At 72.4% G+C, this 24,284-nt stretch carries 21 protein-coding genes; 11 read left to right on the top strand and 10 right to left on the bottom strand.

The window, feature by feature from the left end:
* Positions 1-19 precede the first annotated feature (19 nt).
* Positions 20-2,131, top strand: a complete 2,112-nt coding sequence (locus ACWEOH_RS07615; RefSeq protein ID WP_452029697.1) for a multicopper oxidase family protein — start codon at positions 20-22, stop codon at positions 2,129-2,131.
* Positions 2,132-2,165: 34 nt separating this feature from the next.
* Here ACWEOH_RS07615 and ACWEOH_RS07610 read toward each other — a convergent pair whose 3' ends face one another.
* The 3 genes from ACWEOH_RS07610 to ACWEOH_RS07600 form a co-directional block, all read right to left on the bottom strand.
* Positions 2,166-2,903 (bottom strand): hypothetical protein, encoded by a 738-nt coding sequence (locus tag ACWEOH_RS07610; RefSeq protein WP_452029695.1) that lies wholly within the window; start codon positions 2,901-2,903, stop codon positions 2,166-2,168.
* Positions 2,904-3,043: 140 nt separating this feature from the next.
* On the bottom strand, positions 3,044-4,633 hold the full coding sequence (locus ACWEOH_RS07605) for an alpha/beta fold hydrolase (RefSeq protein ID WP_452029693.1): 1,590 nt from the start codon (positions 4,631-4,633) through the stop codon (positions 3,044-3,046).
* 20 nt (positions 4,634-4,653) lie between these two features.
* Positions 4,654-5,061, bottom strand: a complete 408-nt coding sequence (locus ACWEOH_RS07600) for an NUDIX hydrolase (protein ID WP_452029691.1) — start codon at positions 5,059-5,061, stop codon at positions 4,654-4,656.
* Positions 5,062-5,144: 83 nt separating this feature from the next.
* Between ACWEOH_RS07600 and ACWEOH_RS07595 the strand changes: the two genes are divergently transcribed.
* Positions 5,145-6,449, top strand: coding sequence for an alpha-hydroxy-acid oxidizing protein (locus ACWEOH_RS07595; protein WP_452029690.1), 1,305 nt, complete (start codon positions 5,145-5,147; stop codon positions 6,447-6,449).
* Positions 6,450-6,519: 70 nt separating this feature from the next.
* On the opposite strand, the gene ACWEOH_RS07590 is transcribed toward ACWEOH_RS07595, so the two are convergent.
* The 3 genes from ACWEOH_RS07590 to ACWEOH_RS07580 form a co-directional block, all read right to left on the bottom strand.
* Entirely contained in the window at positions 6,520-8,079 is a 1,560-nt protein-coding gene (locus ACWEOH_RS07590; RefSeq protein ID WP_452029688.1) for an alpha/beta fold hydrolase, read from the bottom strand.
* Positions 8,080-8,173: 94 nt separating this feature from the next.
* Positions 8,174-10,729, bottom strand: a complete 2,556-nt coding sequence (locus ACWEOH_RS07585; protein WP_452029686.1) for a rhomboid family intramembrane serine protease — start codon at positions 10,727-10,729, stop codon at positions 8,174-8,176.
* On the bottom strand, positions 10,726-12,027 hold the full coding sequence (locus ACWEOH_RS07580; protein ID WP_452029684.1) for an alpha/beta hydrolase-fold protein: 1,302 nt from the start codon (positions 12,025-12,027) through the stop codon (positions 10,726-10,728). Before ACWEOH_RS07580 ends, ACWEOH_RS07585 begins: the two co-directional genes overlap by 4 nt.
* Before the next feature lie 112 nt (positions 12,028-12,139).
* Here ACWEOH_RS07580 and ACWEOH_RS07575 point away from each other — a divergent pair, with 112 nt between their 5' ends.
* Complete coding sequence (locus ACWEOH_RS07575; RefSeq protein WP_452029682.1) at positions 12,140-13,525, top strand: glycine--tRNA ligase; 1,386 nt, start codon at positions 12,140-12,142, stop codon at positions 13,523-13,525.
* Between the two features lie 149 nt (positions 13,526-13,674).
* Positions 13,675-14,292, top strand: coding sequence for a hypothetical protein (locus ACWEOH_RS07570; RefSeq protein WP_452029680.1), 618 nt, complete (start codon positions 13,675-13,677; stop codon positions 14,290-14,292).
* Between the two features lie 107 nt (positions 14,293-14,399).
* Here the strand turns inward: ACWEOH_RS07570 and ACWEOH_RS07565 are convergent, their stop codons facing one another.
* The 4 genes from ACWEOH_RS07565 to ACWEOH_RS07550 all read right to left on the bottom strand — a co-directional run bounded on the left by ACWEOH_RS07565 (position 14,400) and on the right by ACWEOH_RS07550 (position 18,182).
* Positions 14,400-15,095, bottom strand: a complete 696-nt coding sequence (locus ACWEOH_RS07565) for a GNAT family N-acetyltransferase (protein WP_452029678.1) — start codon at positions 15,093-15,095, stop codon at positions 14,400-14,402.
* The gene (locus ACWEOH_RS07560; protein ID WP_452029676.1) at positions 15,092-16,516 is read right to left on the bottom strand and encodes a glutamyl-tRNA reductase; all 1,425 of its coding nucleotides are present in this window, start codon (positions 16,514-16,516) and stop codon (positions 15,092-15,094) included. The genes ACWEOH_RS07565 and ACWEOH_RS07560 overlap by 4 nt, the downstream gene beginning before the upstream one ends.
* 74 nt (positions 16,517-16,590) lie before the next feature.
* Positions 16,591-17,313: a hypothetical protein gene (locus tag ACWEOH_RS07555; RefSeq protein WP_452029674.1), complete on the bottom strand. Its 723-nt coding sequence runs from the start codon at positions 17,311-17,313 to the stop codon at positions 16,591-16,593.
* A 326-nt stretch (positions 17,314-17,639) separates the two neighbouring features.
* Positions 17,640-18,182 carry an N-acetyltransferase family protein gene (locus ACWEOH_RS07550; protein ID WP_452029672.1) on the bottom strand — a complete coding sequence of 181 codons (543 nt, stop codon included), beginning with the start codon at positions 18,180-18,182 and terminating at the stop codon, positions 17,640-17,642.
* 78 nt (positions 18,183-18,260) lie between these two features.
* Here ACWEOH_RS07550 and hemE point away from each other — a divergent pair, with 78 nt between their 5' ends.
* From hemE to ACWEOH_RS07515, 7 genes are all read left to right on the top strand, one after another.
* Complete coding sequence (hemE, locus tag ACWEOH_RS07545) at positions 18,261-19,409, top strand: uroporphyrinogen decarboxylase (protein WP_452029670.1); 1,149 nt, start codon at positions 18,261-18,263, stop codon at positions 19,407-19,409.
* Positions 19,406-21,016 (top strand): protoporphyrinogen/coproporphyrinogen oxidase, encoded by a 1,611-nt coding sequence (locus tag ACWEOH_RS07540; RefSeq protein ID WP_452029668.1) that lies wholly within the window; start codon positions 19,406-19,408, stop codon positions 21,014-21,016. The genes hemE and ACWEOH_RS07540 overlap by 4 nt, the downstream gene beginning before the upstream one ends.
* A gap of 112 nt (positions 21,017-21,128) precedes the next feature.
* Complete coding sequence (locus ACWEOH_RS07535) at positions 21,129-21,611, top strand: hypothetical protein (RefSeq protein WP_452029667.1); 483 nt, start codon at positions 21,129-21,131, stop codon at positions 21,609-21,611.
* Positions 21,612-21,626: 15 nt separating this feature from the next.
* Entirely contained in the window at positions 21,627-22,031 is a 405-nt protein-coding gene (locus ACWEOH_RS07530; RefSeq protein ID WP_452029665.1) for a phage holin family protein, read from the top strand.
* Positions 22,018-22,326 (top strand): hypothetical protein, encoded by a 309-nt coding sequence (locus ACWEOH_RS07525; protein ID WP_452029663.1) that lies wholly within the window; start codon positions 22,018-22,020, stop codon positions 22,324-22,326. Before ACWEOH_RS07530 ends, ACWEOH_RS07525 begins: the two co-directional genes overlap by 14 nt.
* 21 nt (positions 22,327-22,347) lie before the next feature.
* Positions 22,348-23,004 carry a GntR family transcriptional regulator gene (locus ACWEOH_RS07520; RefSeq protein ID WP_452029661.1) on the top strand — a complete coding sequence of 219 codons (657 nt, stop codon included), beginning with the start codon at positions 22,348-22,350 and terminating at the stop codon, positions 23,002-23,004.
* A 37-nt stretch (positions 23,005-23,041) separates the two neighbouring features.
* Complete coding sequence (locus tag ACWEOH_RS07515) at positions 23,042-24,184, top strand: class I SAM-dependent methyltransferase (RefSeq protein ID WP_452029659.1); 1,143 nt, start codon at positions 23,042-23,044, stop codon at positions 24,182-24,184.
* Positions 24,185-24,284: the final 100 nt, after the last annotated feature.

Here is a 24,284-nt window from a genome sequence, read left to right as displayed (position 1 = left end):
GATGCGAGGTGGCATCACCATGCACGAGGCAGGCGGATCCCGGCGGCTGCTCAGCCGACGCGCGTTCATCGCTGCCGCCGGAGCGGCGGGTGCGGATTTCGTGCTCTACGCCGTCCTTCCGGGCGGCACGCGAGTCGCTGTGGCACAGATCCCGGGCGGAACGCTCGCGCCGGCCGACGTGCCGAAGTTCCGGACTCCATTGCTCATCCCGCCGGTCATGCCGCGGGCCGCGACGATCGTCGCCCGGGGCGGGAAGAACATCGACGCCTACGAGATCTCGGTCCGGCAGTTCGCGCAGCAGATCCTGCCTGCGGGCATGCCGGCCACGACCGTGTGGGGGTACGGCGCCGTGGCCTCGGAGAAGAAGCGGGGACTGCTGATCCACCATGCGCCGTCGCTCACGATCGAGGCCAGGTGGAATCGCCCAGTGCGGGTGAAGTGGATCAACGAGCTCGTCGATGGGAACGGGAACCACCTTCCGCACCTGCTGCCCGTCGATCCGACGCTGCACTGGGCGAATCCGCCCGGCGGCGTCGACGGGCGGGACACCCGGCCGACGTTCGAGGCGACGCCGGCGGCGTACGACGGCCCCGTGCCGATCGTCACGCACCTCCATGGCGCGGCCGACGTCGGCGATGAGAGCGACGGATACGCCGAAGCCTGGTACCTGCCGGATGCCGTCGACATTCCGATGGACTTCGCGACGGAGGGCACCTGGTACGAGTTCTTCGCCGGGAAGGCGGCGAACGCGTTCGACGTGGAATGGAGTCCCGGCTCCGCGACCTTCCAGTACCCCGTCGACCAGCGGGCGTCGACCCTCTGGTACCACGACCACACCCTCGGGATGACCCGGCTCAACGTCTACGCCGGACCGGCGGGCTTCCTCCTCATCCGTGGTGGCCCCGACGGCGACGACGCCGTGCTCGACAGCCGCTCGGGTGCGACGGCCGTGCTCCCGGGCCCAGCCCCGAAGGAGAACGACAGGTTCCCGTCGGACACGACGTACTACGAGATCCCGATCGCCGTGCAGGACCGCTCGTTCAACGAGGACGGATCCCTCTTCTACCCCGACACCCGCGCGCTCTTCGACGGGATCACCGGCCCCTACCTCCCCGATGGCGAGTTCTCGCCCATCTGGAACCCCGAGTTCTTCGGCAACATGATGATGGTCAACGGGAACACCTGGCCGTTCCAGGTCGTCGAGCAGCGCCGCTACCGGTTGCGGTTCCTCAACGGATGCCAGTCGCGGTTCCTCATCCTCGACTTCAGCGGCATCCCCGGGGTCGACGTCTGGCAGATCGGCAACGAGGGCGGATTCCTCGCCGCTCCGGTGCACCTGTCCGCCGACCACGGCGGACGCGTGCTCCTGGGACTCGCCGAGCGCGCCGACCTGATCGTCGACTTCACCGCCGCCCCGGTGGGCGACTACGTGCTCGGCAACGTCGGGCCCGACGAGCCGTTCGGCGGCGGCGAGCCCGACGACGACTTCGACCGGGCCGACCCGGAAGGGACCGGGCAGGTGCTCCAGTTCCGCGTCGTCCCGGCGACGGCGCCCGACCCCACGACGCCGCCGCAGTTCCTGACGCTGCCGCCGATCACGCCGCTGCCGCCCGAGACGGCGCACCGCCCGCTCGCGCTGATCGAGAGGATGGGGCTGGGTCACGATGCGGACGGCGAACCGGTCGAGGGTCCGATCGAGGCGCTGCTCGGCGAGGTCGTCGACGGCGTGGCGGTCGGGCGGCCCTGGATGGATCCGGTGTCGGAGAACCCGGCTGTCGGTTCCACCGAGGTGTGGGAGTTCGTGAACACGACCGGCGACGCGCACCCGATGCACGTCCACGAGGTCGCGTTCGAGGTCGTGAACCGCGAGGGTCTCGTGCTGGAGGGCGAGGGCGAGGAGGCGGAGGTCGCGGAGCCCATCCGGCCCGACGGCGTCATCACGCCGCCCGAACCGTGGGAGACCGGCTTCAAGGACACCGTGATCGCCTACCCCGCCCAGGTCACGCGCGTGCGCGCGAGGTTCGACCACCCCGGCCAGTTCGTCTGGCACTGCCACATCGTCGAGCACGAGGACAACGAGATGATGCGCCCGTACCGGATCGGCCCGGTGCAACCGGGGCAACCCGGCTGAACCAGGCGCGGGCGGGCGCGGCGTCCGACGGGTGTCAGGCCTCCCCGCCGTCCCGCGGGGCGAGCGGATGCCGCAGCAGCCGCACGAGCACCGTGCCGTGTACGGCGCCGACCATGGCACCCGCGGCGAGGATGCAGGCGAGGAGGACTCCGACGCCGAGCACGTTCACGCCGACGTCGAACATGAGGCTCGGGCCGAGGTAGGTGAGCGGGAGGGCGAGCGCCCATGCGACGGCGTTGGCTGGGATCCACCGCCACGCCTGTGCGACATGGCGTCTGAGGACGACGACCTGCGCGCTCGCGAGCACCGGCCCGAGGAGCAGGCCGAGTCCCGCCGCGGCGAGGAGGATGATGCCGAGCGGTGGCTCGGCCATCGTCGTGCTCGACGCGGCATCCGTCGCCTCGACCTGGCCGGTGACCAGCGAGATCACGGTGCTCGGGACCATGCCGAGCAGCCACGCGATGCCCGCGCCGATGGCCGTCGCCCACACCCACGAACTGCGCGACAGCGCTGGAAGCGGGTCGCGGAGCACCCGCCACTGCGCGTAGCCGACCACGACGCCCTCGAAGAGCGTGCCGAGCGCGACCGCGGCGATCGCCGTCGCGACCTCGAACCATGGCCCGAACTGCGCGCCCAGCAGCATGACGATCCCCGCTCCGACGAGGAGCGACCCCCCGAGGCCGATGCCTTCGCCGATCGCATTGGCGAGCACCCACCGGCCGTACAGCCGGCGCTCGCCGGCCGTACGCGTGCGCGCCTCGGTGATCGTCACGCCCGCAGCGTACGGCGACGGGCTGCGGCTCGCCGGGCCGTTGGTCCCGCGTCCGCGGCTGAGGTGGGCCCGACGCGCGTCGGACGAGGTACGCACTTGGCTCATGTCGAATCCGCCGCACATGAGGCGGATCGGAAACGTCACGGGAGGGACGACGGTTCAGGCGGCTGGGCCGCCTCAGACGGTTCCGACGGCTCCGGTGTCTCCGATGGCCCGGCGGTGTCGACGGCGTCGGCGCGGGTCGGGTCGTGCGTGAGCAGCGCGATGCCCTCGCGCACGGCCTCCAGCGTCTCGGGCGCCGCGAGCACGCGGAAGTGCCCCGCGACCGGCACCTGCACGTTCGTCGCGCCCTCGAGCGCGCTGCCGTCGGGCACGTGCGGGTCGAACGTGCCGAACACCGAGACGATGCGCGCGTTCACGGATGCCGCGTCGCCGAGCATCACGATCGTCTCGTCGCTCGGCAGCAGCGCCCGGATGCTCGGGTCCCCGAAGAGCCGCGCGCGCCGCGCGCCCGCGAACGGCGTGCAGATCGCCACGACCCCGCGGACGCCGAGCGCCTCGCCCTCGTCGTCGATGAGCACGTGCTTGCCGATGAGCCCGCCCTTGCTGTGCGCCACGATCACGCGTCCGGCGGGCGGCGGCGCCGACCGGGCGAGCGCCTTCGCCACGCGCGCGGCGGTCTCGGCGATCGGACGCCGGTTCGCGCGCATGCCGTGCACGACGACGACGCGATGCCCGGCCGCGTGCAACGCGTCGCCGAGGGGGCGCAGGAACGACCAGTGCTCGTACACGCCGGGCAGCAGCACCACCTGCGGCTTGTCGGGGTCGCCGTGGCGCCACCCGGCCGGCTCATGGCCGGCGCCGAAGACGGCGAGCTGCTGCCAGCCGGCGTACGCGTAGTCCCGGGCCATCACGCCGACCGCGGCGGGAATGCCGAGGTGGGGCGCCGCCGCCCCGGGCGCCTCGACCAGCGACACCGGACGCCCCGCCGGCAGCCCCTGCGCGTGCCGAACGATGAGCTCGCCGACCCGCCGTCCGGCCCGGATCATGGTCTCATGCCCGCGGCCCGGCACCTCGACGTACCGTCCGTCGGGCACGAGCCGGGCGACCTCCTCCGCCCACTCCCGCGGCACCACCCGGTCGTGCTCGCCGCGGACGACGAGCGTCGGCGCCGAGATCTCGGGGAGGATGAGCTCGATGCGATGCTCGAGCATCGGCCGGAGGTTCGCCGCATACCAGCGCGGGCCCGCCTTCGCGTAGAGGGCGATGCCCCAGCCGAGGGCCTTCGGATGCACCAGGGCGATGTCCTGCAGGAACCGCATGGTCTGCTTCCCGAGCGTGCGCTCCCGCGGGTTGACCGTCGGCGCGATGAGCACGAGCCGGTCGACGAGCTCGGGATGCCGCGCCGCCGTCTCGGCGACGACCTGCGCGCCCGTCGAGTGGCCCACGAGCACCGGCCGGTCGATCCCCTCGGCCACGAGCAGCTCGGCGAGGAGCTCGCCCGCCGCCGGCATGCTCAGCGGCTCGCGGGGCTCGGGCGCGTCGCCGAAGCCGGGCAGGTCGAGCGCATGCACCGTGCCGGTGGCCTCGAGCACGCCGGCGAGCTCCGACCAGTAGTCGTGCGCCATGCCGAGGCCGTGCACGAGCACGTAGTCGGGTCCGTCGGGCCGACCCGACTCGTGGATCACGACGACGTCCTCGCCGCGGCGGAATTCGCGGGTCGGCGCCATGACCGCAGTCTAGGGGCGCGTCAGTCGATGACGCCGGATGCCGCGAGCCGGCGCAGCACCTCGGCGCCAGCGGGTGGGCAGCGGTCGACGTCGGCCGTCGTGACCCAGTGCAGCTCGCCCACCTCCGCCGAGGCGGCGGGCGCGGCATCCGTCTCGGCTTGGAACACCCGCATGCGCACGAGCCGACCCTCGGGCTCGCCGTGCGCCTGCACGACCACCTCGAAGAGCTCGACGAGCCCGTCCGGATCCAGCTCGAGCGCCACTTCCTCGAACGCCTCGCGGGCGGCCGCCTCGGCGGCGGACTCGCCGGGATCGATCTTGCCGCCCGGCATGTAGTGCACGTCGCGATCGCGCGCCGTGACCATGAGCACGCGACGATCGCGCACGAGCGCGATCGCGGCGACGAGCAGGTCGGGCAGCTGGGACATCCACTCCACCCTAGGCGGGGGCTACGCTGGCTCGCAGTCCGGTCGCGACGGCGCGACGGTCTGACGGAACGGAGGGGCCGACGGTGGGCGATGCGCAGCGCGGGTACGCACGGGTCGTGCAGTCGGAGGTGTACCGGGCGGGCGTCGGCGGCACGAAGCCGGCCGTGCCGGTCGACCACACGGCGCTCGAGCAGGCGGCGCGTAAGGCCGTGTCGGCCGAGGCGTTCGCGTACCTCGCCGGCGGAGCCGGTGGCGAGGCGACCATGGCGGCGAACCGCGCGGCGTTCTCGCGCTGGCAGGTCTGGCCGCGGGTCCTCCGCGACGTCGCGGAGCGCGACCTCTCGATCGAACTGCTCGGCCGGCGTCGCGCAACCCCGTTCATCCTGTCGCCCATCGGCGTCGCCGAGCTCGCGCACGCCGACGCCGACGTGGCCGTCGGGCGCGCGGCATCCGAGCTCGACGTGCCCTACGTGCTCTCGAACCAGGCGTCGCGGCCCATGGAGGAGGTCGCCGCCGCGATGGGGGCGGGCTCGCGGTGGTTCCAGCTGTACTGGAGCCGCTCCGACGAGCTCAACGCGTCGTTCCTGCGCCGCGCGGAGGCGGTCGGCTGCGAGGCCGTCGTCGTGACGCTCGACACCCACCTGCTCGGCTGGCGCACGCGCGACCTCGACGCCGCGTTCCTTCCGTTCACGCGCGGCCATGGCATCGCGCAGTACACCAGCGACCCCGTCTTCGCCGAGCTCGTGCGCGACCGGGTCGCCCGCAGCTCCGGGCCCGGAGAGCGGCCGAAGGTGACGCCGACGCTGCTCCGCTCAGCGTTCTCGATCGCCCGCTCGGCCGTCGGCACGCGGCTCGTCGACGGCGGCGTGCGCGACGCCCTGCGCTCGCCGCTGCCGCGCGCCGCGGTGGAGACGTTCCTCGACGTGTTCTCCGACCCGAGCCTCGCCTGGGACGACCTCGCCCGCCTGCGCGAATGGACGTCGTTGCCCGTACTCCTGAAGGGCGTGCTGCATCCCGACGACGCGAGCCGGGCCCTCGACCACGGCGTCGACGGCATCGTCGTCTCGAACCACGGCGGGCGCCAGGTCGACCGCTCGGTCGCCACGCTCGACGCGCTGCCCGCGATCGTCGAACGCGTCGCCGGCCGCGTGCCGATCGTGCTCGACAGCGGCATCCGGGGCGGCGCCGACGCCGTCATCGCCCTCTCGCTCGGCGCGACGGCCGTCGGCATCGGACGCCCGTACGCCTACGGGCTCGCCGCCGCCGGGCAGGAGGGCGTGCGCGAGGTCGTGCGCAACCACATCGCCGAGCTCGACCTCACGCTGGGCCTCGCCGGCCACCGGTCGGTCGCCGAGCTCGGGCCCGAGACGCTGCGGGCGGCGGGCTGACGCGAGGGCCAGGAAGACCTCGCCCGGTGCGCCCGGGAAGCGCTCCGAGGCGCGTGCAGCGTCGCGGTGGTCACGGGGTGGTGAAGACGGGCGGCGTCACCGTCGCGACGCACTCCTCATCGACCGGCGCCGCAGGATCGGCGAGGAACGAATTGATCACCACTACCGGGCACGGGTCCTGCAGGATCACCTGGTGCCCCAGTCCCGGAAAGTTGATCACCTGCGAAGCGCTCAGGGAGGGTGTGGCGGCGTCCTGCCAGGAGGGCGAGGTCACCGCGTCGAACGTTCCGCCCAGGAAGAGCGTGGGCACGTCGCTGACGACCTCCGCGTGAACCCGCTCGGACGCCGGCGCGACGTCCCAGATCTCGCAATCGTCGAAGAAGCGCGGCACCTGCGGGAGCAGGCTCAGCACGCGCTCGGGGAATCCGGGCAGCGCTTCGGAACCGAGGGCGACGACCTCTTCGGGGCTCGTCCGCGGAAGGTCCTCGCTGCAGAACACGCTCCACTGCAGGCCCAGGCCGACCACACCCGCCGCCGGGAGGTACTGGATGACGGAAGCAGCGATGCCGGTCCCGTCGCCGGCCGCGATCTCATGGATCATCTGGGGGAGCACGGCTGAGTACGCGGGGCCGGTCGCGAGGCGGAGCACCACCACGTTGGCGAGCTTGTACCCGTCGACGACGACCGAGACGGTTTCGCCCGCCGCGGTCGTGACGGGTACGGTCAGCGGTTCGGCGTCGAGTCGATTCACGGTTTCGGTGAACACGGCCTCGAGGTCGGGGTATGCGGCCGCGCAGGCCTCCTGTGCGGCGCATGCCGCATACATCTCGTCGAAGGCGGCGGCGGACGTGGGCCAGAAATCGGCAGTCCATCGGACGTTGGGCGGCACCACCGAGTCCAGCACGACGCTGCGGACGCCCTCGGGGTGGTCGCGCAGCACGGTCAGCGCGAGATCGGTGCCGTAGGACACTCCATAGATGTTCCACTCGTCGATGCCCATCGCCACCCGCAGGTCGGCGATGTCCGCCGCATTCTCAGCCGTGTTGTAGGAGTCGAGTGCGATGCCGTCGTCCACCAGGCGTTCGCGGCAGGCGGCTGTGGCGGCATCGGACTTCTCACCCGTCGCGGGATCGTTGTACGCCAGCCCGACGGCTTCCGCGTAGAACGCATCCTGCTCGGGACACGTGAGGAACGGTTCGCTGTGATAGGTGCCGCGCTGGTCCACGAACACGACGTCGTGCTCCGCGTTCATGCCCGCGGCCACCGCGGCGGCCGCACTGATGAGTCCTGTGCCGCCCGGCCCACCATCCAGGTACACGATCGGATCGGCCGCCGGCGTCGCCGACACCGCGCGAACCGTGGCGACCGCGATGCGCACGGTGCGACCGTCGGGATCACTGCGGGTCTCGGGAACGGTGAGATATCCGCACGTGTACTCGGGGCCGAGGTCCAGTTGCGGTGCGCCCTCCAGATTCGGATCCGGACACGGGCTCTCCTCATACGAGGCCTCGTATGCCAGCGGTTCGGGGGTCGCTGACGGCGTCGCCGCGGACTCGCCCCCGAACGTGCACCCCGTCATCGAGACTCCGGCGAGCGCGAGGGCGACGGCGAGACGCAACCGGCGGGACACGGAACTCGCTCGAGGGTTCACGAGCCTCACCGTATTTCCCCTCGCAGGTCCGGCGGTAGGGCATCGGGGCCCCCGGTTGTGGGGACAACGTGCGCTACTTCGTCAGCGTCCGCACGAGTGCGACCGCCTCCTTCGGCGAGACCTCGGGCAGGTAGGCGCGACCGATCGCGACGCCGATGGTCGGCAGCGCGAGCGGGTCGGGATACGCCATCGAGATGGTCTCGTACTCGGGATTGAACTTCGCCTTGAACCGGAACAGCGACGAGAACCCGTAGGCGGGCTCGAGCGTGCGTCCGAGGAACTCGAGCAGGCGGGTCATCGCCGTCGGCTCGGGCGCCTCCTCGCCGGGCGCGAGCGGTTTCGCGGCGAGCGGCGCGCCCGAGAGGCTCAGCACCTCCTGGCCCTCCTCCTTCATGTGCAGGGCCGCCGACGCGATGAGGAACTCCATGATGCCGTTCATGCTGTGGTCGGTGCGCCGCATGAAGTCGATGGTCCAGCCGACGACGTCGCCGTCGCGGTACACCGGCAGCCAGCTCGTGATCGCCTGCAGGCGCCCGTCGGGCCCGACCGCGAGCATGAGGCGCACGTCGGGGTCCTTCAGCTCGTCCATGCCGCCGAGCGTGAAGCCCATCTCGGGCAGCTCCTTCTCGGAGACCCATTCCTCGGAGATCGCGGTGATCTCGGCGACGGTCGGCCGCGGGAGCTCGTCCCACGTCGTCCAGACCGTGGTCATGCCCTCCTTGATGCCGCGGTTCAGCGCCTGACGCACCTTCTGCCACGGCTTGCCCATGAGCTCGAGGCCGGTCGTGCGCACGAGCGTCTCCTCGCCCACCGACATGTGCTGCCAGCCGAGCTCCTCGAACACGGGCAGGTACTGCGGATGCACACTGTAGAACACCGGCACCCAGCTGTTCGCGTCGCAGAACGCGGCGAACTCGCGGATGACGCGGCCGGCCTCCTCGGGACGGCAGATCGGGTCGGACATCGTGATCGCGATCCCGTTGATGACCCGATACGCCACCGCCGACTCGCCGTCCGCGCTGAACCACGGCACGTTGCCGGGCCAGGTGCCCATGAAGCCGAGCGTGCCGCCGCCGTTGCGCCGGATGATCGTGCGCAGCTTCAGGCGGTCGGCGAAGCCGAGCTCGGCTCGCGTGTGCCGCATCAGGCGGATCGCGGCGACGATGAAGATCGCCCAGAACAGCGGCCCGACCACCTGGTAGGCGATGCTCGTGAGGTCGTGCGCCGGGATCACGATCGGGTCGACGACGGCGAGGAAGTGCGGCGGCACGAACCGCTTGAGCGTGTCGACGAGGAGGTCGACCGGGGTCGCGGCCGGCCAGTACTCGCCGAGCGTCGCGAGCCCGATCGCGTAGTACGCCGCGGCGAGCACCACGAACGACACGACGACCGTGGTCAGGAATCGCGCGAACGAACCGCGCGGCGAGCGGACCTGGAAGTGCCGCCGGGTCACCGTGAGCATCACGATGATGCCGATCGGCAGCGCGAGCACGGCCAGCGCCCAGACGATCAGCTCGCCGATGTCGAACACCGTCCAGGCGCCGCTCTCCACGTCGGCGGTCGTCACCGTGACGTCGAACGCCGTGCGGGCGAACAGCAGGATCGCCACGTTCACCGAGATCGCGAGCCAGCGGGCGAACCGGCGGCCGGAGCGCAGGCCCCACGCCGCGAGCAGGAGCAGGAGCACCGGCACGAACGAGAGCAGGAACATCCCGAAGCCCTGCGAGCTCAGCACCGCGAGCTGCTTCAGGCACTCGTCGCCGACGGCGGATGCCGCGGCCCCGCACTGCGAGATGACCACGTCGATGTCCACCGGGTCGTCGTCGTAGAGGTACGAGCCGAACCCGAAGGGCGTGAGCTCCGTGCGGTTGACGAACGCGACGATCGGGCCGATCGCCGTCACCGCGACGACGGCCGCGACGAGCGTGCGGGTCTCGGCGTGCGAGCTGCGGCGGGCCCGCAGGGTCGACGCGTCGCGCGCGAGCAGCGCCCCGAGGAACAGGCCGACGATCGCCGCGATGAGCCGGTAGACGTTCGAGGAGTCGCCGTCGTAGAGCACGAACACGAGGATGAACGCGAACGTCACGATGCGGATGCGGCGACGCCACAGCACGCCCATGAACGCCGTCGAGGTGATGAGCGCGCCGACGATGCCCGCGAGCGGGTCGAGCGTGAGGTCGGCCGCCGTGCCGGTCGCCCACCACTCGCCGAAGAGGGACCCGAACCACTGCAGCCACGTGCCGATCGCGACCCCGAGCACGCCGGTGACGAGGAACGCGACGATCGCGCGCCACGTGCCCATGCGCCGCTCGGCGATGCCGAGCAGCAGGAACGACAGGACGACGCCGAACACGAGCTGGAACGGGTCGAAGGGGATGAACAGGGCCGTGACGACGGTCCACCACTGCGCCCCGTCGATCGTCGTGACGACTCCGGCCGCCCAGGTGTTCGCCGTGGCATCCGATGCCTCGCCGACGATCGTGCCGGTCACGATGGAGGTGACGAGCAGCAGCACCGCGAACGCGATGCTGAACGGCACCCGCCGGGCGAAGCCCGCGAGCGTCTCGCCCGTGGTGCGGAGTCGGCCCTTCGGCTCGACGTCGGTGATCGCGGGATCGGTGTCGGTCACGGGGCCGCCAATCCGAGTCGTGGGTAGAGCACCTCGAATCCCTTCTCGAGTCCGCCGAGCAGGCCGCTGACGCCGTGGTCGGCGTCGGGCACCACGTAGAACGTCGTCTGCATGCCGGCCTGCGCCGCGGCATCCGACAGCCGTTGCGCGCCCGGCGCGAAGGTGCCGTCGTTCGCGCCGATCGTGAAGATCGCCACCGTGTTCGGGTACGGCGCCTTCTGCGCCATGATCGTCGTCGGCTTCACGGCGTCGTAGGCCGCCTGGTCGCCGTTGAAGACGGAGGCCAGCACGTTCGCGGGCTGTTCGGCGCCCTGGTACTCGGTGGGAGACACGGCCAGGATGTTGCCGAACACCTCGGGGTACTTCGCGCCGAAGTACGCGGCGCACTGCCCGCCGTTCGAGTACCCGGCCACGGTCGTGAACTGCGGGCCCTGCAGCACGTTGAGGTGCGACTTCGCCCACGGCACCACGTCCTGCATCACATAGGTCTCGACGTTCCCCATCGAGGTGTCGAGGCAGAGCGGATCCACGTTCGGGTCGCCGAGCTGGTCGACCACGAGCGCGATCGGCGCGAGGCCCTCGTTCCGCGAGGCGAAGTCGTCGAGCACCTGCGCGATGAACGAGGCGTCGGGATCGCCGGGCTGGCCCATCATCATGATCACGAGCGGCAGGCGCGGCGGATCGTCGACGAGTGCAGCGGGCGGCAGGTACAGCTCCGCGTCGCGCGCGGAGAACCCCGACTGCGTGTTCGGCACCCCGCCCTCGGGCGTGCCGACGCGCCCCTGCTCCGGCATGCCGGCCGGCGGCGTCCACGTCAGGTAGAGCGGTTCGGTGGGGTCGGCCGCCGGGCTGGCGCTCGGGTCGTCGAGGTCGATCGTGCCCGCCGTCGAGATCCCGAGCAGGGCGCCGAGCGTGCGGTCGATGCCGTAGGCGGCGTTGATGCCGAAGAGCGCCGTGAGCGAGAAGATCGGCACCGCGAGGATCGCGATCAGCTTGCGCCACCAACGGGAGTACCAGAGGTTCCAGATGGCGAGCGCGCAGCCCGCGAAGGCACCGGCCACCCAGAACCACACTTCGGGCAGGATCGGCCCGGGGATCGCCCCCAGCACGTTCACGCTGACCCAGAGGATCCCCGCGCCGACGAGGGCGCCGACGATCAGGACGACGATGGCGGTGAGCACCCACGACCAGCCGGGGCCGCGGCCGAGCAGGTAGATGAACACGGCGGCGGCGATGGCGTACACCGTGTAGAGGAACGGTCCGTCGACGATGTTGACGTCAAGCAGGAAGTTCCACACCCTCGCCCCCCTCGGACAGCGGCCGTGATGGGGCACAGCGTAGCGCCCGTAGGATGGTGGGACCGTGTCGTCTCCGGGCAATTCGCCCGATCCCCGCACCATTGGAGCCACCGTGGCCGCACCCAGCCGTCTCGAGTCCGTCATCGCCCTCGCCCAGCACCGGGGCTTCGTCTTCCAGGCCGGCGAGATCTACGGCGGTTCCCGGTCCGCGTGGGACTACGGACCCCTCGGCGTCGAGCTGAAGGAGAACATCAAGCGCCAGTGGTGGCGCACGATGGTCACGAGCCGCGCCGACGTCGTCGGCCTCGACTCGAGCGTCATCCTCCCCAAGCAGGTGTGGGTGGCATCCGGTCACGTCGGCGTCTTCACCGACCCGCTCGTCGAGTGCCTGCACTGCCACAAGCGGTTCCGCGAGGACCACCTCCTCGAGCACTACGAGGCGAAGAAGGGCCATACCCCCGAGAACGGCATGGCCGACATCGTGTGCCCGAACTGCGGCACCCGCGGTCAGTGGACGCCGCCGCGCGACTTCAACATGATGCTGCAGACGTTCCTCGGCCCCGTGCAGGACGAGTCGGGCCTGCACTACCTGCGCCCCGAGACCGCGCAGGGCATCTTCACGAACTTCGCGAACGTGCTGCAGGCGTCGCGGCTCAAGCCGCCGTTCGGCATCGGCCAGATCGGCAAGTCGTTCCGCAACGAGATCACGCCGGGCAACTTCATCTTCCGCACGCGCGAGTTCGAGCAGATGGAGATGGAGTTCTTCGTCGAGCCCGGCACCGACGACGAGTGGTTCCAGTACTGGGTCGACCAGCGCTGGAACTGGTACATCGACCTCGGCATCGACCCCGAGAACCTGCGGCTCTTCGAGCACCCGAAGGACAAGCTCTCGCATTACTCGAAGCGCACGATCGACATCGAGTACCGCTTCGGCTTCCAGGGCGGCGACTGGGGCGAGCTCGAGGGCGTCGCCAACCGCACCGACTTCGACCTGTCGACGCACACCGAGCACTCCGGCAAGGACCTCTCGTACTTCGACCAGTCGAAGAACGAGCGCTGGGTCCCCTACGTCATCGAGCCCGCGGCGGGCCTGACACGCTCGCTCATGGCGTTCCTCGTCGACGCGTACGACGTCGAGGAGGTGCCGAACGCGAAGGGCGGCACCGACAGCCGCACCGTGCTGCGCCTCGACCCGCGCCTCGCGCCCGTCAAGGCCGCCGTGCTCCCGCTGAGCCGCAACGAGCGCCTCTCGCCGCTGGCCCGCGACATCGCCGCCTCGCTGCGCAAGCACTGGAACGTCGACTTCGACGACGCCGGCGCGATCGGCCGTCGCTACCGCCGCCAGGACGAGATCGGCACTCCGTTCTGCGTCACGGTCGACTTCGACTCGCTCGACGACAACGCGGTGACGGTGCGCGAGCGCGACTCCATGGGCCAGGACCGCGTGCCGATCGCGGAGCTCGAGGGGTACCTCGCGGCGCGCCTGATCGGCGCGTAACGCCGCTCGCGACGCTGCCGATTCGCAGCGGAATCCCGTTTGCGCTGCGGAATCCCGATCCAGTGGGATTCCACCGCACGATCGGGATTCCACCGATCGAGGTCGACTGCCGCGGAGGCCGCGGGGCCGCGGCCGATAGCATCGCGATCATGCACGTGGCATCCGCCGGCTTCTTCGACGTCGGCCCCGAAGATTCCGAGTCCGAGCGCACGGTCGAGGTTCCCCAGACCCCGCCGTGGCTGCAGCCGCCGCAGCACGTGATCCCGGGCCGAGTCGTGCTGGACGAGATCGTGCACCGCGACGACGCAACGGTGCTCCTGTTGCGCGAGGTCCGCCTGTATCCCGAGGGCGCCGAGTTCCGGATCCGGTGGGTACGGCGGCGCCGGGGCGAGACCGAGCGGGAATGGCACCGTTGGATCCAGGAGCGGCACATGGTGCCGCCGTCCGACGACGCGGAGCCCGACGACCTGCACATCGGCGTGCGACTCTCCGACGGCGCGCGGGTGCTGCCGATCGGCATGCGCCGTGCCTGGCAGCCCGACGTCGAGCGCATCCCGCCGACGCTGACGGTGCTGGGCGGGGGAGGCGGCGGCGGCCTCGACCAGTACGACGGCACCGTCAATGCGTGGTTCTGGCTCGGCGGACCCGTTGCGGGCGACCTCGACGTCGTGCTGCAGTGGCGCGCCATCGGCCTCGGCGAGACGAGCGTGCGCATCCCGGCCGACCTGCTGCAGTCCGCGCCGCCCGCGCGGCCGCTGTGGCCGTGAGGATCTCGCTCGGGATGCCGGCGATCGCGCCCGATTCAAGCCGAGATCCGCGATTCCCGCCTGAGCAGCGCACGTCCGCCTGAATCGCGAGCCACGCGCAAAGACGCCTACGCGCGGCGCGCCGCCCACTCGCGGCGGAGGATCCCGTAGACGGCGGTGTCCTGCCACTCGCCGTCGTTGTACTCCTCCTCGAGGAGGCTCGCCTCGCGACGCATCCCGAGGCGTTCGCACAGCGAAGCGGATGCCGCGTTCCGCGCGTCGAGGAAGGCCTGCACCCGGTGCGGGTTCAGGTGCTCGAACGCGAAGTCGCGCAGGGCGGCGGCCGCCTCGCGCGCGTAGCCGCGGCCTTGGAAGTCGGGATGCAGCACCCAGCCCAGTTCGAGCTGCGCGTGCTGGACGCTCGAGACGCGGATCATGAAGTCGCCGATCAGGCGATCATGGGCGGCCGGCGCCGAATCGTCGGCCGGCGACCCCGGCAGGATCGCGGCGAAGAAGACGAAGTCGCCGTCGGCGGCGAGCACCCGGCCGGCCGCGCGCCGCGCGGTGTGCGCGTAGGCCTCGGCCCGCTCGCGCATCGGCCACGGGAGGTAGCGGAGCACCTCGGGGATGCGCTGGTACTCGTACACCTCGGCCGCGTCGGATGCCTCGAGCGGACGGAGTACGAGGCGTTCGGTGCGAAGCGGCTGCTCGGTCAGCGGTGCGGCGTCGAAGGGGAAGCGGAGCGCAGGCGGACCGTCGGCGGCCGCGGCGGCGGGGCGCCCGGGATCGTGGAGCAGGTCGGAGGTGGACGGTGCCCCGGTCACGAGGCGTCGGCCTGCTCGGCCCGCCCCGCGGCATCCGTCGACGCGGCATCGGTCGAACCCGACCCCGCCACCGACGGCGTCGAGGACTCGCGCACCGCCTGCGCGGTCGCGTCGGGCTTCACGCCGAAGAGCGCCTCGAGCCCGTCGATCCACGCGGCCTGCTCGCCGGCTCGCGCGAGCTCGCGCGAGCGCACCATGGGGGTGTGCAGCAGCACCCCGGCCATGTGGCGCAGCGCCGCCTCGGTGCGCCCGTCATCATCGCCGCGGGACTTCGCCCGCTCGATCTCGGCGTCCATGAGGTCGAACACGTGGCGGCGCAGGGCGACGACGGCCGGCGCGAGGTCGCGCTCCTCGGCGATGTCCCCGAACGCGCGGGCGTCGCGGTTCACGATCGCGCGCGCGGCATCCGTGGCGCCGAGCTCCTCGAGCGGCGCGTGGATCTTGATGGTCTCGAGGTCGAGCAGTTCGACGCCGGGCAGCTCGACGACGTCGGGGGCGACGTTGCGGGGGAGCCCGAGGTCGATCACGAGCTGGCGCTGCTCGCCGGGCGAGGCGGGGCCGGTGGGCGACGCGACGCCAGGCAGCGCCGTGACGGTGCCGGCGGATGCCGCGAGCTCCTCGCGCCCGACGGCGATGAGCGCGCGGTCGACGACGTGGTGCTCGGCCGTGGTGCAGGTCACGATGATGTCGGCGTCGGCGGCCGCCGTGGCGAACGCGCCGCGCGTCACGGCCTCGATGCCGTGGTTCGCTGCGAACCTCGCGCCGCGGCCCGAGGGGGAGTGCACGCGCACGTCGGTGACGCCGCGGTCGCGCAGGGCAGCGAGCGACGCGCCCGCGAAGCGGCCCGTGCCGACGAGCAGCACCCGGGTCTGCGCCCAGTCGGAGACGCGGCTCTCGGCGAGGTCGAGGGCGAGGCGCACGAGCGAGCGGCCCTCGCCGCCGATGCCGGTCTCGTTCTTCACGCGGCGGGAGGTCTGCGAGGCGCGCTGGAACAGGCGCTCGAGCTCGGGCGTCGTGGTGCCCTCGTGGCGCGCCTGCTCGAGCGAGCGGCGCACCTGCCCGGCGATCTCGCCCTCGCCGACGACGACGGACTCGAGTCCGGAGGCCACGGAGAAGAGGTGTCCCGCGACGGCGTTGCCGTGCACGAAGCCGAACGTGGTGCGCAGCTCCTCGGCCTCGAGCCCGGCGACCGAGCCCACGGCGCGGATCGCCTCGTGCACCGCGGCGACGGGCGACGCGCCCTCGGGGGTGTCGAGCTCGAGGTACGCCTCGAAGCGGTTGCAGGTCGCGACGACGACCGCCCCCTGGAGCGAATCGTGCCCGTCGAGGATGCGGGGTGCGGCGTGCTCCGCGTTCGCCGAAAGACGCTCGAGCATGTCGAACCCGGCGTTCTTGTGACTCGCGGTGAGGCAGATGAGCACGAAGGGATTCTACCCGCCGTCGAACGGCGCTTCGAATCGAGTGGACGCCGGGCGACTCAGGAGCCGAGGACTCCTCAGCGGCGGCCGGCGGCCGCGGCGGCCTGCATCGCGGGCGTGATGATCGGGATCGGCGCCGTGAGCGGCGGGAGCTCGAGGCCCTCGGCCGCGAGGGCCGCCCGGTGCATGGCCTTCCAGCTCCGGACGGTCGCGTAGAACGGCGCGTCGGCGAGCGCGTACCGGCCCACCCTGCCGGCCGACAGGATGATCGGCAGCTCGACGCTGTGGCCGTGGTGGCGGATGCGCAGCACGGCGACGGGCACCTTCGCGTCGCCGACGACCATCGAGTCGGCGCGGATCGTGCGCACCTCGCGCCACGGGAAGTGCGCGGCCCTGCGCGGGCGGCGACCGCCGTTGAAGAAGGCGATGCCGAGCTCGTCGACCACGATCGAGTAGCGTGCGCCGAGGCGCACGCGCTCGTCGGGCAGCAGCTCGTTCATGCGCTGCTCGAGCAGCCGGCTCCGGATGCCGCAGCTGAGCTCTCCGCGAACCGACGACGCGAGGGCGGCGCCACGGGAACGGGCGCGGGCCGAGCGGCCGAGCCGGGCGATCGCCCAGACGACGAACACGATCACGCCGACCCCGACGAAGACCGTCGCGACCTGCGTGGTGGGAACGGCCGGCATGCTCGGCAGGTACCGCTCGAGCATCGGGCTGCCCGCCATGATGCCGGCGACCACTGCAACGGCGGCGAGCGCGACGAGGACGGTGAGGCTGACGCGATGGGCGGCGGGATTCATCGGCCCCCTCCGCCCCGCGGAGCCGGGTGCCTTCGCCGCGTCGGGTCGGCACGGCGAATGATGGACCTGGTGTTCGAAACGATCGGGGACACGTCGTTCTTCTTCTCCGTCGGGGGCGGAGGCGCGCCAGCGCTGGCACGTCGTCGTGCGGGGAGACACGACGTCATCGACTGTATCGTGCGAGCGCTCTCACGCAACAGGGGGGAATCGCGTGTCATCGCGCCGATCGACGCGTGATTCCGTAGTCCGCGAGGAAGCCTCAGCGTCGTCGCCCGGATGCGCCGGGGCGGCGGGCCGCCCGGTCGACCGGCGAGGACTTCGGAGGTTCAGAGCTCCTTCGAGAACGCGACCCGGTGCTCGCCGGGGCCGTCGTAGTCGCGCCACGCCCGCACGCCGTCGAAGTCGGTGTCGCCGGATGCCGCGAACCCGAGCGCCGCGTGGAACGCCTGCGAGCGGCGGTTCGGCACGCCCGTGATCGCGTCGACGCGGTGGCATCCGGCCGCGCGCGACTCCGCGAAGAACACCTCGTAGAGGGTCCGCGCCAGGCCGTGCCCCCGCAGGTCGGGACGCACGCCGACGAAGTGGATGTACGCGACACGGGGCTGCGCGTGCGAGCGGAATCCGATGAGGAACGCGGCGAGCCCCGCGGCATCCGTGCCGAGCAGGCTCGTGTCGCTGAAGTGCTGGAAGAACAGCGGCGGCAGGAGCAACGGCAAGGGCGTGCCGGGCATGCCCCACCACTCGGGGATCGCGTCGACGACGGCCGGGTGGTCGGCGACGCGCGGCCGGCGCAGCACGGTGCCGGGTGGGAGCGCGGCGTCGGCGGGGAGCTCGATGGGCGGCTGCAGCATCCGTGGTTCGCGGGCCATGCTCGATCCTCCCAGCCGGGCCCGGCGGAGCACACCCCGAGCGACTGGCGGGCGGCACGCCCAGCCCGATACGCGACAATGTCACGCGTGATCCTCTCGCCCCAGCATCCCCTGTCCGCCGGCCTCACGGGCGATTCGCGCCTCGTGCGCGCCTATCGAGGGGAGCGCAGCGACACGACGCCCGTGTGGTTCATGCGCCAGGCGGGGCGCTCGCTGCCCGAGTACCGCGACCTGCGCGTCGGCACGCGGATGCTCGACGCGTGCCTCGACCCGGCGATGGCAAGCGAGATCACGCTGCAGCCCGTACGTCGCCACAAGGTCGACGCTGGCATCTTCTTCAGCGACATCGTCGTGCCCCTGAAGCTCGTCGGCGTCGACGTCGAGATCCAGCCCGGTCGCGGTCCGGTCTTCGGCCGGGGGTACGAGGATGCCGCGGGCGTCGCCGAGCTGACGGCTGTCGACCCCGCCCGCCTCGACGAGGCATCCGGCCCCATCACCGAGGCCGTCGCGCGCACGGTCGCGGAGCTGAATCGCACCGACAACGGATCGGGCACCGCGACCCCGCTCATCGGCTTCGCGGGCGCGCCGTTCACGCTCGCCGCGTACCTCGCCGAGGGCGGCCCCTCGAAGGACCACCTTGCCGCCCGCACGCTCATGCACGCCGACCCGGGCGCGTGGCGGGCCCTCATGGACTGGACGGCCGAGCTCACCGGCCGCTTCCTGCGGACCCAGGTGCTCGCCGGCGCCTCCGCCGCGCAGCTCTTCGACTCCTGGGCGGGCGCGCTCTCGCTCGCCGACTACGAGACCCACGTGGCGCCCGCGTCGGCGAAGGCCCTCGCCCACGTGCACGACCTCGAGTACGAGACCGCGGATGCCGCGGGCGCCGCCATGACCCGGGCCGTGCCCGTCGTGCACTTCGGCGTCGGCACCGGCGAGCTGCTCGCCGCCATGCACGGCATCGGGGTCGACACCGTGGGCGTGGACTACCGCGTGCCGCTCGACGTCGCGTCGCGGCGCGTCGGCGCCGACGTGCCGCTGCAGGGCAACCTCGACCCGGCGCTGCTCGCCGCGCCGTGGCCCGTGCTCGAGGCCGCTGTGCGCGACATGCTCGCCCGAGGCCGGGTCGCGCCCGCGCACGTCTTCAACCTCGGCCACGGGGTGCCGCCCGAGACCGACCCCACGGTGCTCACCCGCGTCGTCGAGCTCGTGCACGAGGCGGGCGCATGACCGACGCCCACCGCACCGACGTCATCGTCGTCGGCGGCGGCGTCGCCGGCCTCGTCGCCGCGCTCGAGTGCGCGAAGGTCGGCCTGCGCGTCACCGTGCTCGAGCGGCGCGAGTCGATCGGCGGATGCGTCGGCCGCATCGAGCTCGACGGGCTCCTGCTCGACAGCGGCGCCGAGTCGTTCGCGACCCGCGGCGGCACGGTCGCCGAGCTCGTCGACGCGCTCGGACTCGCCGACGCGGTCGAGTCGCCGAACGCCGCCGGCGCCTGGCTCGTCTGGCCCGGATCGGGCCGCCGCCTCGACGCCGCGCCGCTGCCGCGCACCGGCATGCTCGGCATCCCCGCCAACCCGCTCGGCGACGACGTGCGCCGCATCATCGGCTGGCGCGGCGCCTGGCGCGCGTATGCCGACCGCCTCATGCCGATCCTCACCATCGGACGTGCGCACAGCCTCGGGAAGCTCGTCCGCAGCCGCATGGGCGACGCCGTGCTCGAGCGGCTCGTCACCCCGATCTCGGCGGGGGTGTACTCGACGAACCCCGACGATCTCGACCTGGACGTCGTCGCGCCCGGCCTCAACGAGGCGATGACGCGCACCGGCTCGCTGTCGGGCGGCGTCGGCCAACTCGTCGAGGAGCGCCGCGCCGGCGGCGCCGTGCAGGGCCTCCGCGGCGGGATGCACACGCTCGTCGACGTGCTCGCCGTGCAGCTCGAGCGCTTCGGCGTCGAGGTGCTCACCGGCACGGAGGCGACGAACCTCGAACGGCTCGGCCGGCGTGCCGAGGCGGACGCTCGGCCGGCGCAGGACGGCGCGGGCGCGCCCGCGAGCGGATGGCGCGTGAGCGCGACCCGGGTCGCCGCACCCGCCGAGCCCCCGGCGACCGGGGAGGCCCTGGTCGCGGGCGAGCCCGCCGACGACGAGCCGCGCGAACTCGGGTTCGAGGCTCCCTACGTGATCCTCGCGGCCCCCGCCGACGCCTCGCGCCGGTTGCTCGACGAGGCGGCGCTCGGCTGGTCGGATGCCGCGGACTGGCCGAGTGCGGCATCCGTCGAGCTCGTGACGCTCGTGCTCGACGCGCCCGCGCTCGACGCCGCTCCGCGCGGAACCGGCGTGCTCGTCGCCGCCGGCACCCCCGGCGTGACCGCGAAGGCGCTCACGCACTCGACCGCGAAGTGGTCGTGGCTCGCGGAGCTCGCCGGCGGCCGGCACGTCGTGCGCCTCTCCTACGGGCGCGCGGGCGAGTCGAACCCCCTCGACGGCCGCACCGACGACGAGGTCGCGGCGCTCGCACTCGCCGACGCCAGCGCACTGCTCGGCACGCCGCTCGACGGCTCGATGCTCCGCGCCTCCGGCCGAAGCGCCTGGCGCGACGCGCTCTCGCAGGCGACGATCGGGCAGCGCGACCGGGTGCGGGCGCTTGAGGACGTGCTCGCCGCCGAGCCCGGCATCGAGGCGACCGGCTCGTGGGTCGCGGGCACGGGGCTGGCATCGGTGGTCCCGCACGCGCTCGAAGCGGCACACCGCATCCGCCACCTCGCCGTGAGCCCCGACGACGTGCCCGGCACGGGCCCCGGCGCGTCGACCGACGCCCCGGCCGACGACGCATAGCCGCAACGGCATACTTTCTCCGCAACCCCCTTGCGCCACTTCGCACGGGGTCTACGCTGGAGGGGTCGCTGTGGTCATCCACCGGCCGGCCACAGGGGGAGATGGGGTGCACATGAAGGGCAAGATCCTCTTCGTCGTCGGGCTCGGCGTCGGCTACGTGCTCGGCACGCGCGCCGGCCGTGAGCGCTACGAGCAGATCAAGCGCGCGGCCGAGAACGTCTGGAACACGCCGGCGGTGCAGCAGGGCGTCGGCACCGCGAAGGAGTTCGCGATGAGCCGCGTCGGCGATCTCAGCGACACGGTGCTCGACAACGTCAAGGGCCTCATCGGCAACGCCACGAAGAGCTCGGGCGCCACGAAGGCCGACGTGAACCGCGCGGCGCGCAGCGCGAAGGCGAACATCTCGAAGGCCGCCACCGCCGCCCGCTCGGCGGTCGACGACGCCGCGTCCAAGCTCGAGGACGCCGTCGACGGCGCCGCCGACGTGGCGTCGAAGTCCGCGGCGTCGGGCTCCTCGAAGTCGAGCTCGTCGAGCTCGAAGTCGACCGGGAAGGGCGGCTCATCGTCGCGCGGGTCGACCACGTCCGGCTCCTGACCCCCGGAGGCGACCATGCCAGCACCGTCGAATGACGATCGTTCGCTGTTCACCCTCGTCGGCGAGCTGCCCGACCGGGTGTCCGACCTCGTCCGTGCCGAGCTCGACCAGATCAAGGCCGAGATCAGCTACAAGCTCAAGCACTTCGGCATCGGCTCGGGCCTTTTCGCCGGCGCGGCGGTCGTCGGGATCTTCCTGCTCTTCACGCTCATCGTCGCCGCGATCTTCGCCCTCGCGCTCGTGATGCCGGGCTGGGCCGCGGCGCTGACGGTCTCGGGCATCCTGGTTCTGATCATCGCGATCCTCGTGTGGATCGGCGTCGTCAACTTCAAGCGCGGCAGCGAGCCGCTCGAGTCCATCGAGAGCCTGCGCAAGGACCTCGACGTGGTGAAGGGAACGGGCGAGTATGACCGCGACTGACGCCGGCAAGGTCAGGGGGCGCGACGCCAAGACGCGCCAGCGCAACCTCACGCGCCTCGAGGCGCGGGCCAACTCCGAGCGCGCGCGCAAGGAGTTCGCGGGCACGCTCGACGCCCTCGAAGACAAGCTGAACGTGCCCAAGCAGGTGCGCATCAAGACCCAGCGGGCGAAGGTCGAGTTCCGTCGCTTCGCGAAGGAGCAGCCGGGTGCGGCGATCGCCACGGGCGTGACCGTCGCAGCGGTCGTCGGCGTGACGGTCTGGCTGATCGTGCGCGCCGTCGTCTCCGACACGTGACCCCGGCGAGCGGATGCCGCGATGTCGCCGCTCGACGCCACGGGCGCTGAGGCCGTGCACCCCGCGCCGACCGCGGTCGAGCGCGTGGCCGATGAGGTGCGCGCCGAGATCCTGAGCGGCGAGCTCGCGGCCGACGCGCCGCTCCGCGAAGAGGCCGCCGCCGCCCGCTACGGCGTCTCGCGGCACACCGTACGCGCCGCGTTCCAGCGGCTCGTGGCCGAGCGGCTCGCCGTCGCGCTGCCGTACCGCGGGGTGCGGGTGGCGAGCTTCGACCGCGAGACGATCGTCGCGCTGCAGCAGCTCCGGGCCGCACTCGAGGTCGAGGCCGTGCGCATCGCGCGGCATCGCCACGGGCACGAGTGGCCCGATGCCGCGCTGGCACCCGCCCGCGACGCGCTCGATCGACTCGCGGCATCCGCCGACTGGCTCGAGGCCGAGCGGGTGCACGCGGAGTTCCACCATGCGCTCGTCGCGGCATCCGGGAGCCCGCGCATCATCGAAGCGCACGCCGCACTCGGCAGCGAGTTGCTGCTGTTCCTGCTGCACGTGCGACCGCACTACACGCTCGAGTCGCTCGTGGCCGAGCACCGCGAGCTGCTCGACGCGGTGCAGGCCGAGGGACCCGAGGCGCTGCGCCGGCACCTCGAGCACTCCACGCGCCTGCTCGTGGGGGAGTGAGGCCGCACCTGGGCGGCCCCGATCGAAGGAGATCGACATGACGGATTCCGCAACGGCACCCGAGGCCGCGCCCGGCGGCGCGCTCGACGGAACCGGGCCCTCCGGCGGCACGACCGCGGCGTTCGCCGACCGGGTCTTCGGCTCGGTGCTCGGTGCGATCGAGCTGCTCAGCATCCACCTCGGCGATCGGCTCGGCTGGTACCGCGCACTCGCCGAGTCGGGCCCGCTGTCGTCGGCCGAGCTCGCCGCGCGCACCGGCACCGTCGAGCGGTACGCCCGCGAATGGCTCGAGCAGCAGGCCGTGAGCGGCATCCTCACCGTCGACGAGGCGGATGCCGCGGCCCCCGCGTCCGACCGCCGCTTCGCGCTGCCCGCAGCGCACGCCGAGGTGCTCGCCGACGCCGCGTCGCTCGACTACATGGCCCCCGTCGCGCGCATGATCACGGCGGCCGCGATGCGCGCCGCCTCGCTCGTGGAGGCGTACCGCGGCGGCGGCGGCGTCTCGTGGGACCAGTTCGGCGACGACGCCCGCGAGTCGCAGGGCGACGTCAACCGGCCGTGGTTCGAGCGGCGCCTCGGCGACGCCGTCGCCTCGGTCCAGGAGCTCGACGCCGTGCTGTCGCGCCCCGGCGCGCGCATCGCCGACGTCGGCTGCGGGCACGGCTGGTCGACGCTGGCGCTCGCGCGGGCGTACCCGTCGGCGCGGGTCGTCGGCATCGACGTGGACGAGCCCTCGATCGCGGCCGCCCGCGAGAACGCCGAGGCCGCCGGCCTCGCCGACCGGGCGGAGTTCCGCCTGGCGGGCGGCGAGGAGCTGGCCGAACCGGGTGCGTTCGACGCGGCGTTCGTGTTCGAGGCGCTGCACGACATGCCGCGGCCCGTCGAGGTGCTCGATGCGATGCGGCGGGCGGTGCGCGACGACGGCGCCATCGTGATCATGGACGAGGCGGTGGCACCCGGGTTCGCCCCCGGCGGCGACGACGTCGAGCGGCTCATGTACGGCTACAGCATCCTGATCTGCCTGCCCGACAGCCTCGCGACGCCGGGCTCGGTCGGCACGGGCACGGTCATGCGGCAGTCGACGCTCGAGCGGTACGCGACGGAGGCCGGGTTCTCGCGCATCGAGGAGCTGCCGATCGAGGACTTCGCGATGTTCCGCTTCACGCGGCTCGTGCACTGACGGCGGCCGCGGCATCCGCTGCGCCACTTCGGCGCGGTCTGCGCCGGCACGAGTGGCGCGACGGACGCACAAGTGGGGCAGCGGCGGGCCCGGTACCGCC

This window comes from Agromyces sp. NPDC004153 (genome assembly GCF_053603635.1).
This window is presented reverse-complemented; position numbering and strand designations above follow the sequence as displayed.

What these genes read in the sequence shown, in the direction of transcription:
- ACWEOH_RS07615 (WP_452029697.1), top strand. Translation starts at nt 20, where the DNA reads ATGCACGAGGCAGGCGGATCCCGGCGGCTGCTCAGCCGACGCGCGTTC.
- ACWEOH_RS07605 (WP_452029693.1), bottom strand. Translation starts at nt 4,633, where the DNA reads ATGGCGCCGACCCGCGAATTCCGCCGCGGCGAGGACGTCGTCGTGATC.
- ACWEOH_RS07600 (WP_452029691.1), bottom strand. Translation starts at nt 5,061, where the DNA reads ATGTCCCAGCTGCCCGACCTGCTCGTCGCCGCGATCGCGCTCGTGCGC.
- ACWEOH_RS07570 (WP_452029680.1), top strand. Translation starts at nt 13,675, where the DNA reads ATGCACGTGGCATCCGCCGGCTTCTTCGACGTCGGCCCCGAAGATTCC.
- ACWEOH_RS07555 (WP_452029674.1), bottom strand. Translation starts at nt 17,313, where the DNA reads ATGAATCCCGCCGCCCATCGCGTCAGCCTCACCGTCCTCGTCGCGCTC.
- ACWEOH_RS07550 (WP_452029672.1), bottom strand. Translation starts at nt 18,182, where the DNA reads ATGGCCCGCGAACCACGGATGCTGCAGCCGCCCATCGAGCTCCCCGCC.
- hemE (WP_452029670.1), top strand. Translation starts at nt 18,261, where the DNA reads ATGTCACGCGTGATCCTCTCGCCCCAGCATCCCCTGTCCGCCGGCCTC.
- ACWEOH_RS07540 (WP_452029668.1), top strand. Translation starts at nt 19,406, where the DNA reads ATGACCGACGCCCACCGCACCGACGTCATCGTCGTCGGCGGCGGCGTC.
- ACWEOH_RS07535 (WP_452029667.1), top strand. Translation starts at nt 21,129, where the DNA reads ATGAAGGGCAAGATCCTCTTCGTCGTCGGGCTCGGCGTCGGCTACGTG.
- ACWEOH_RS07530 (WP_452029665.1), top strand. Translation starts at nt 21,627, where the DNA reads ATGCCAGCACCGTCGAATGACGATCGTTCGCTGTTCACCCTCGTCGGC.
- ACWEOH_RS07525 (WP_452029663.1), top strand. Translation starts at nt 22,018, where the DNA reads ATGACCGCGACTGACGCCGGCAAGGTCAGGGGGCGCGACGCCAAGACG.
- ACWEOH_RS07520 (WP_452029661.1), top strand. Translation starts at nt 22,348, where the DNA reads ATGTCGCCGCTCGACGCCACGGGCGCTGAGGCCGTGCACCCCGCGCCG.
- ACWEOH_RS07515 (WP_452029659.1), top strand. Translation starts at nt 23,042, where the DNA reads ATGACGGATTCCGCAACGGCACCCGAGGCCGCGCCCGGCGGCGCGCTC.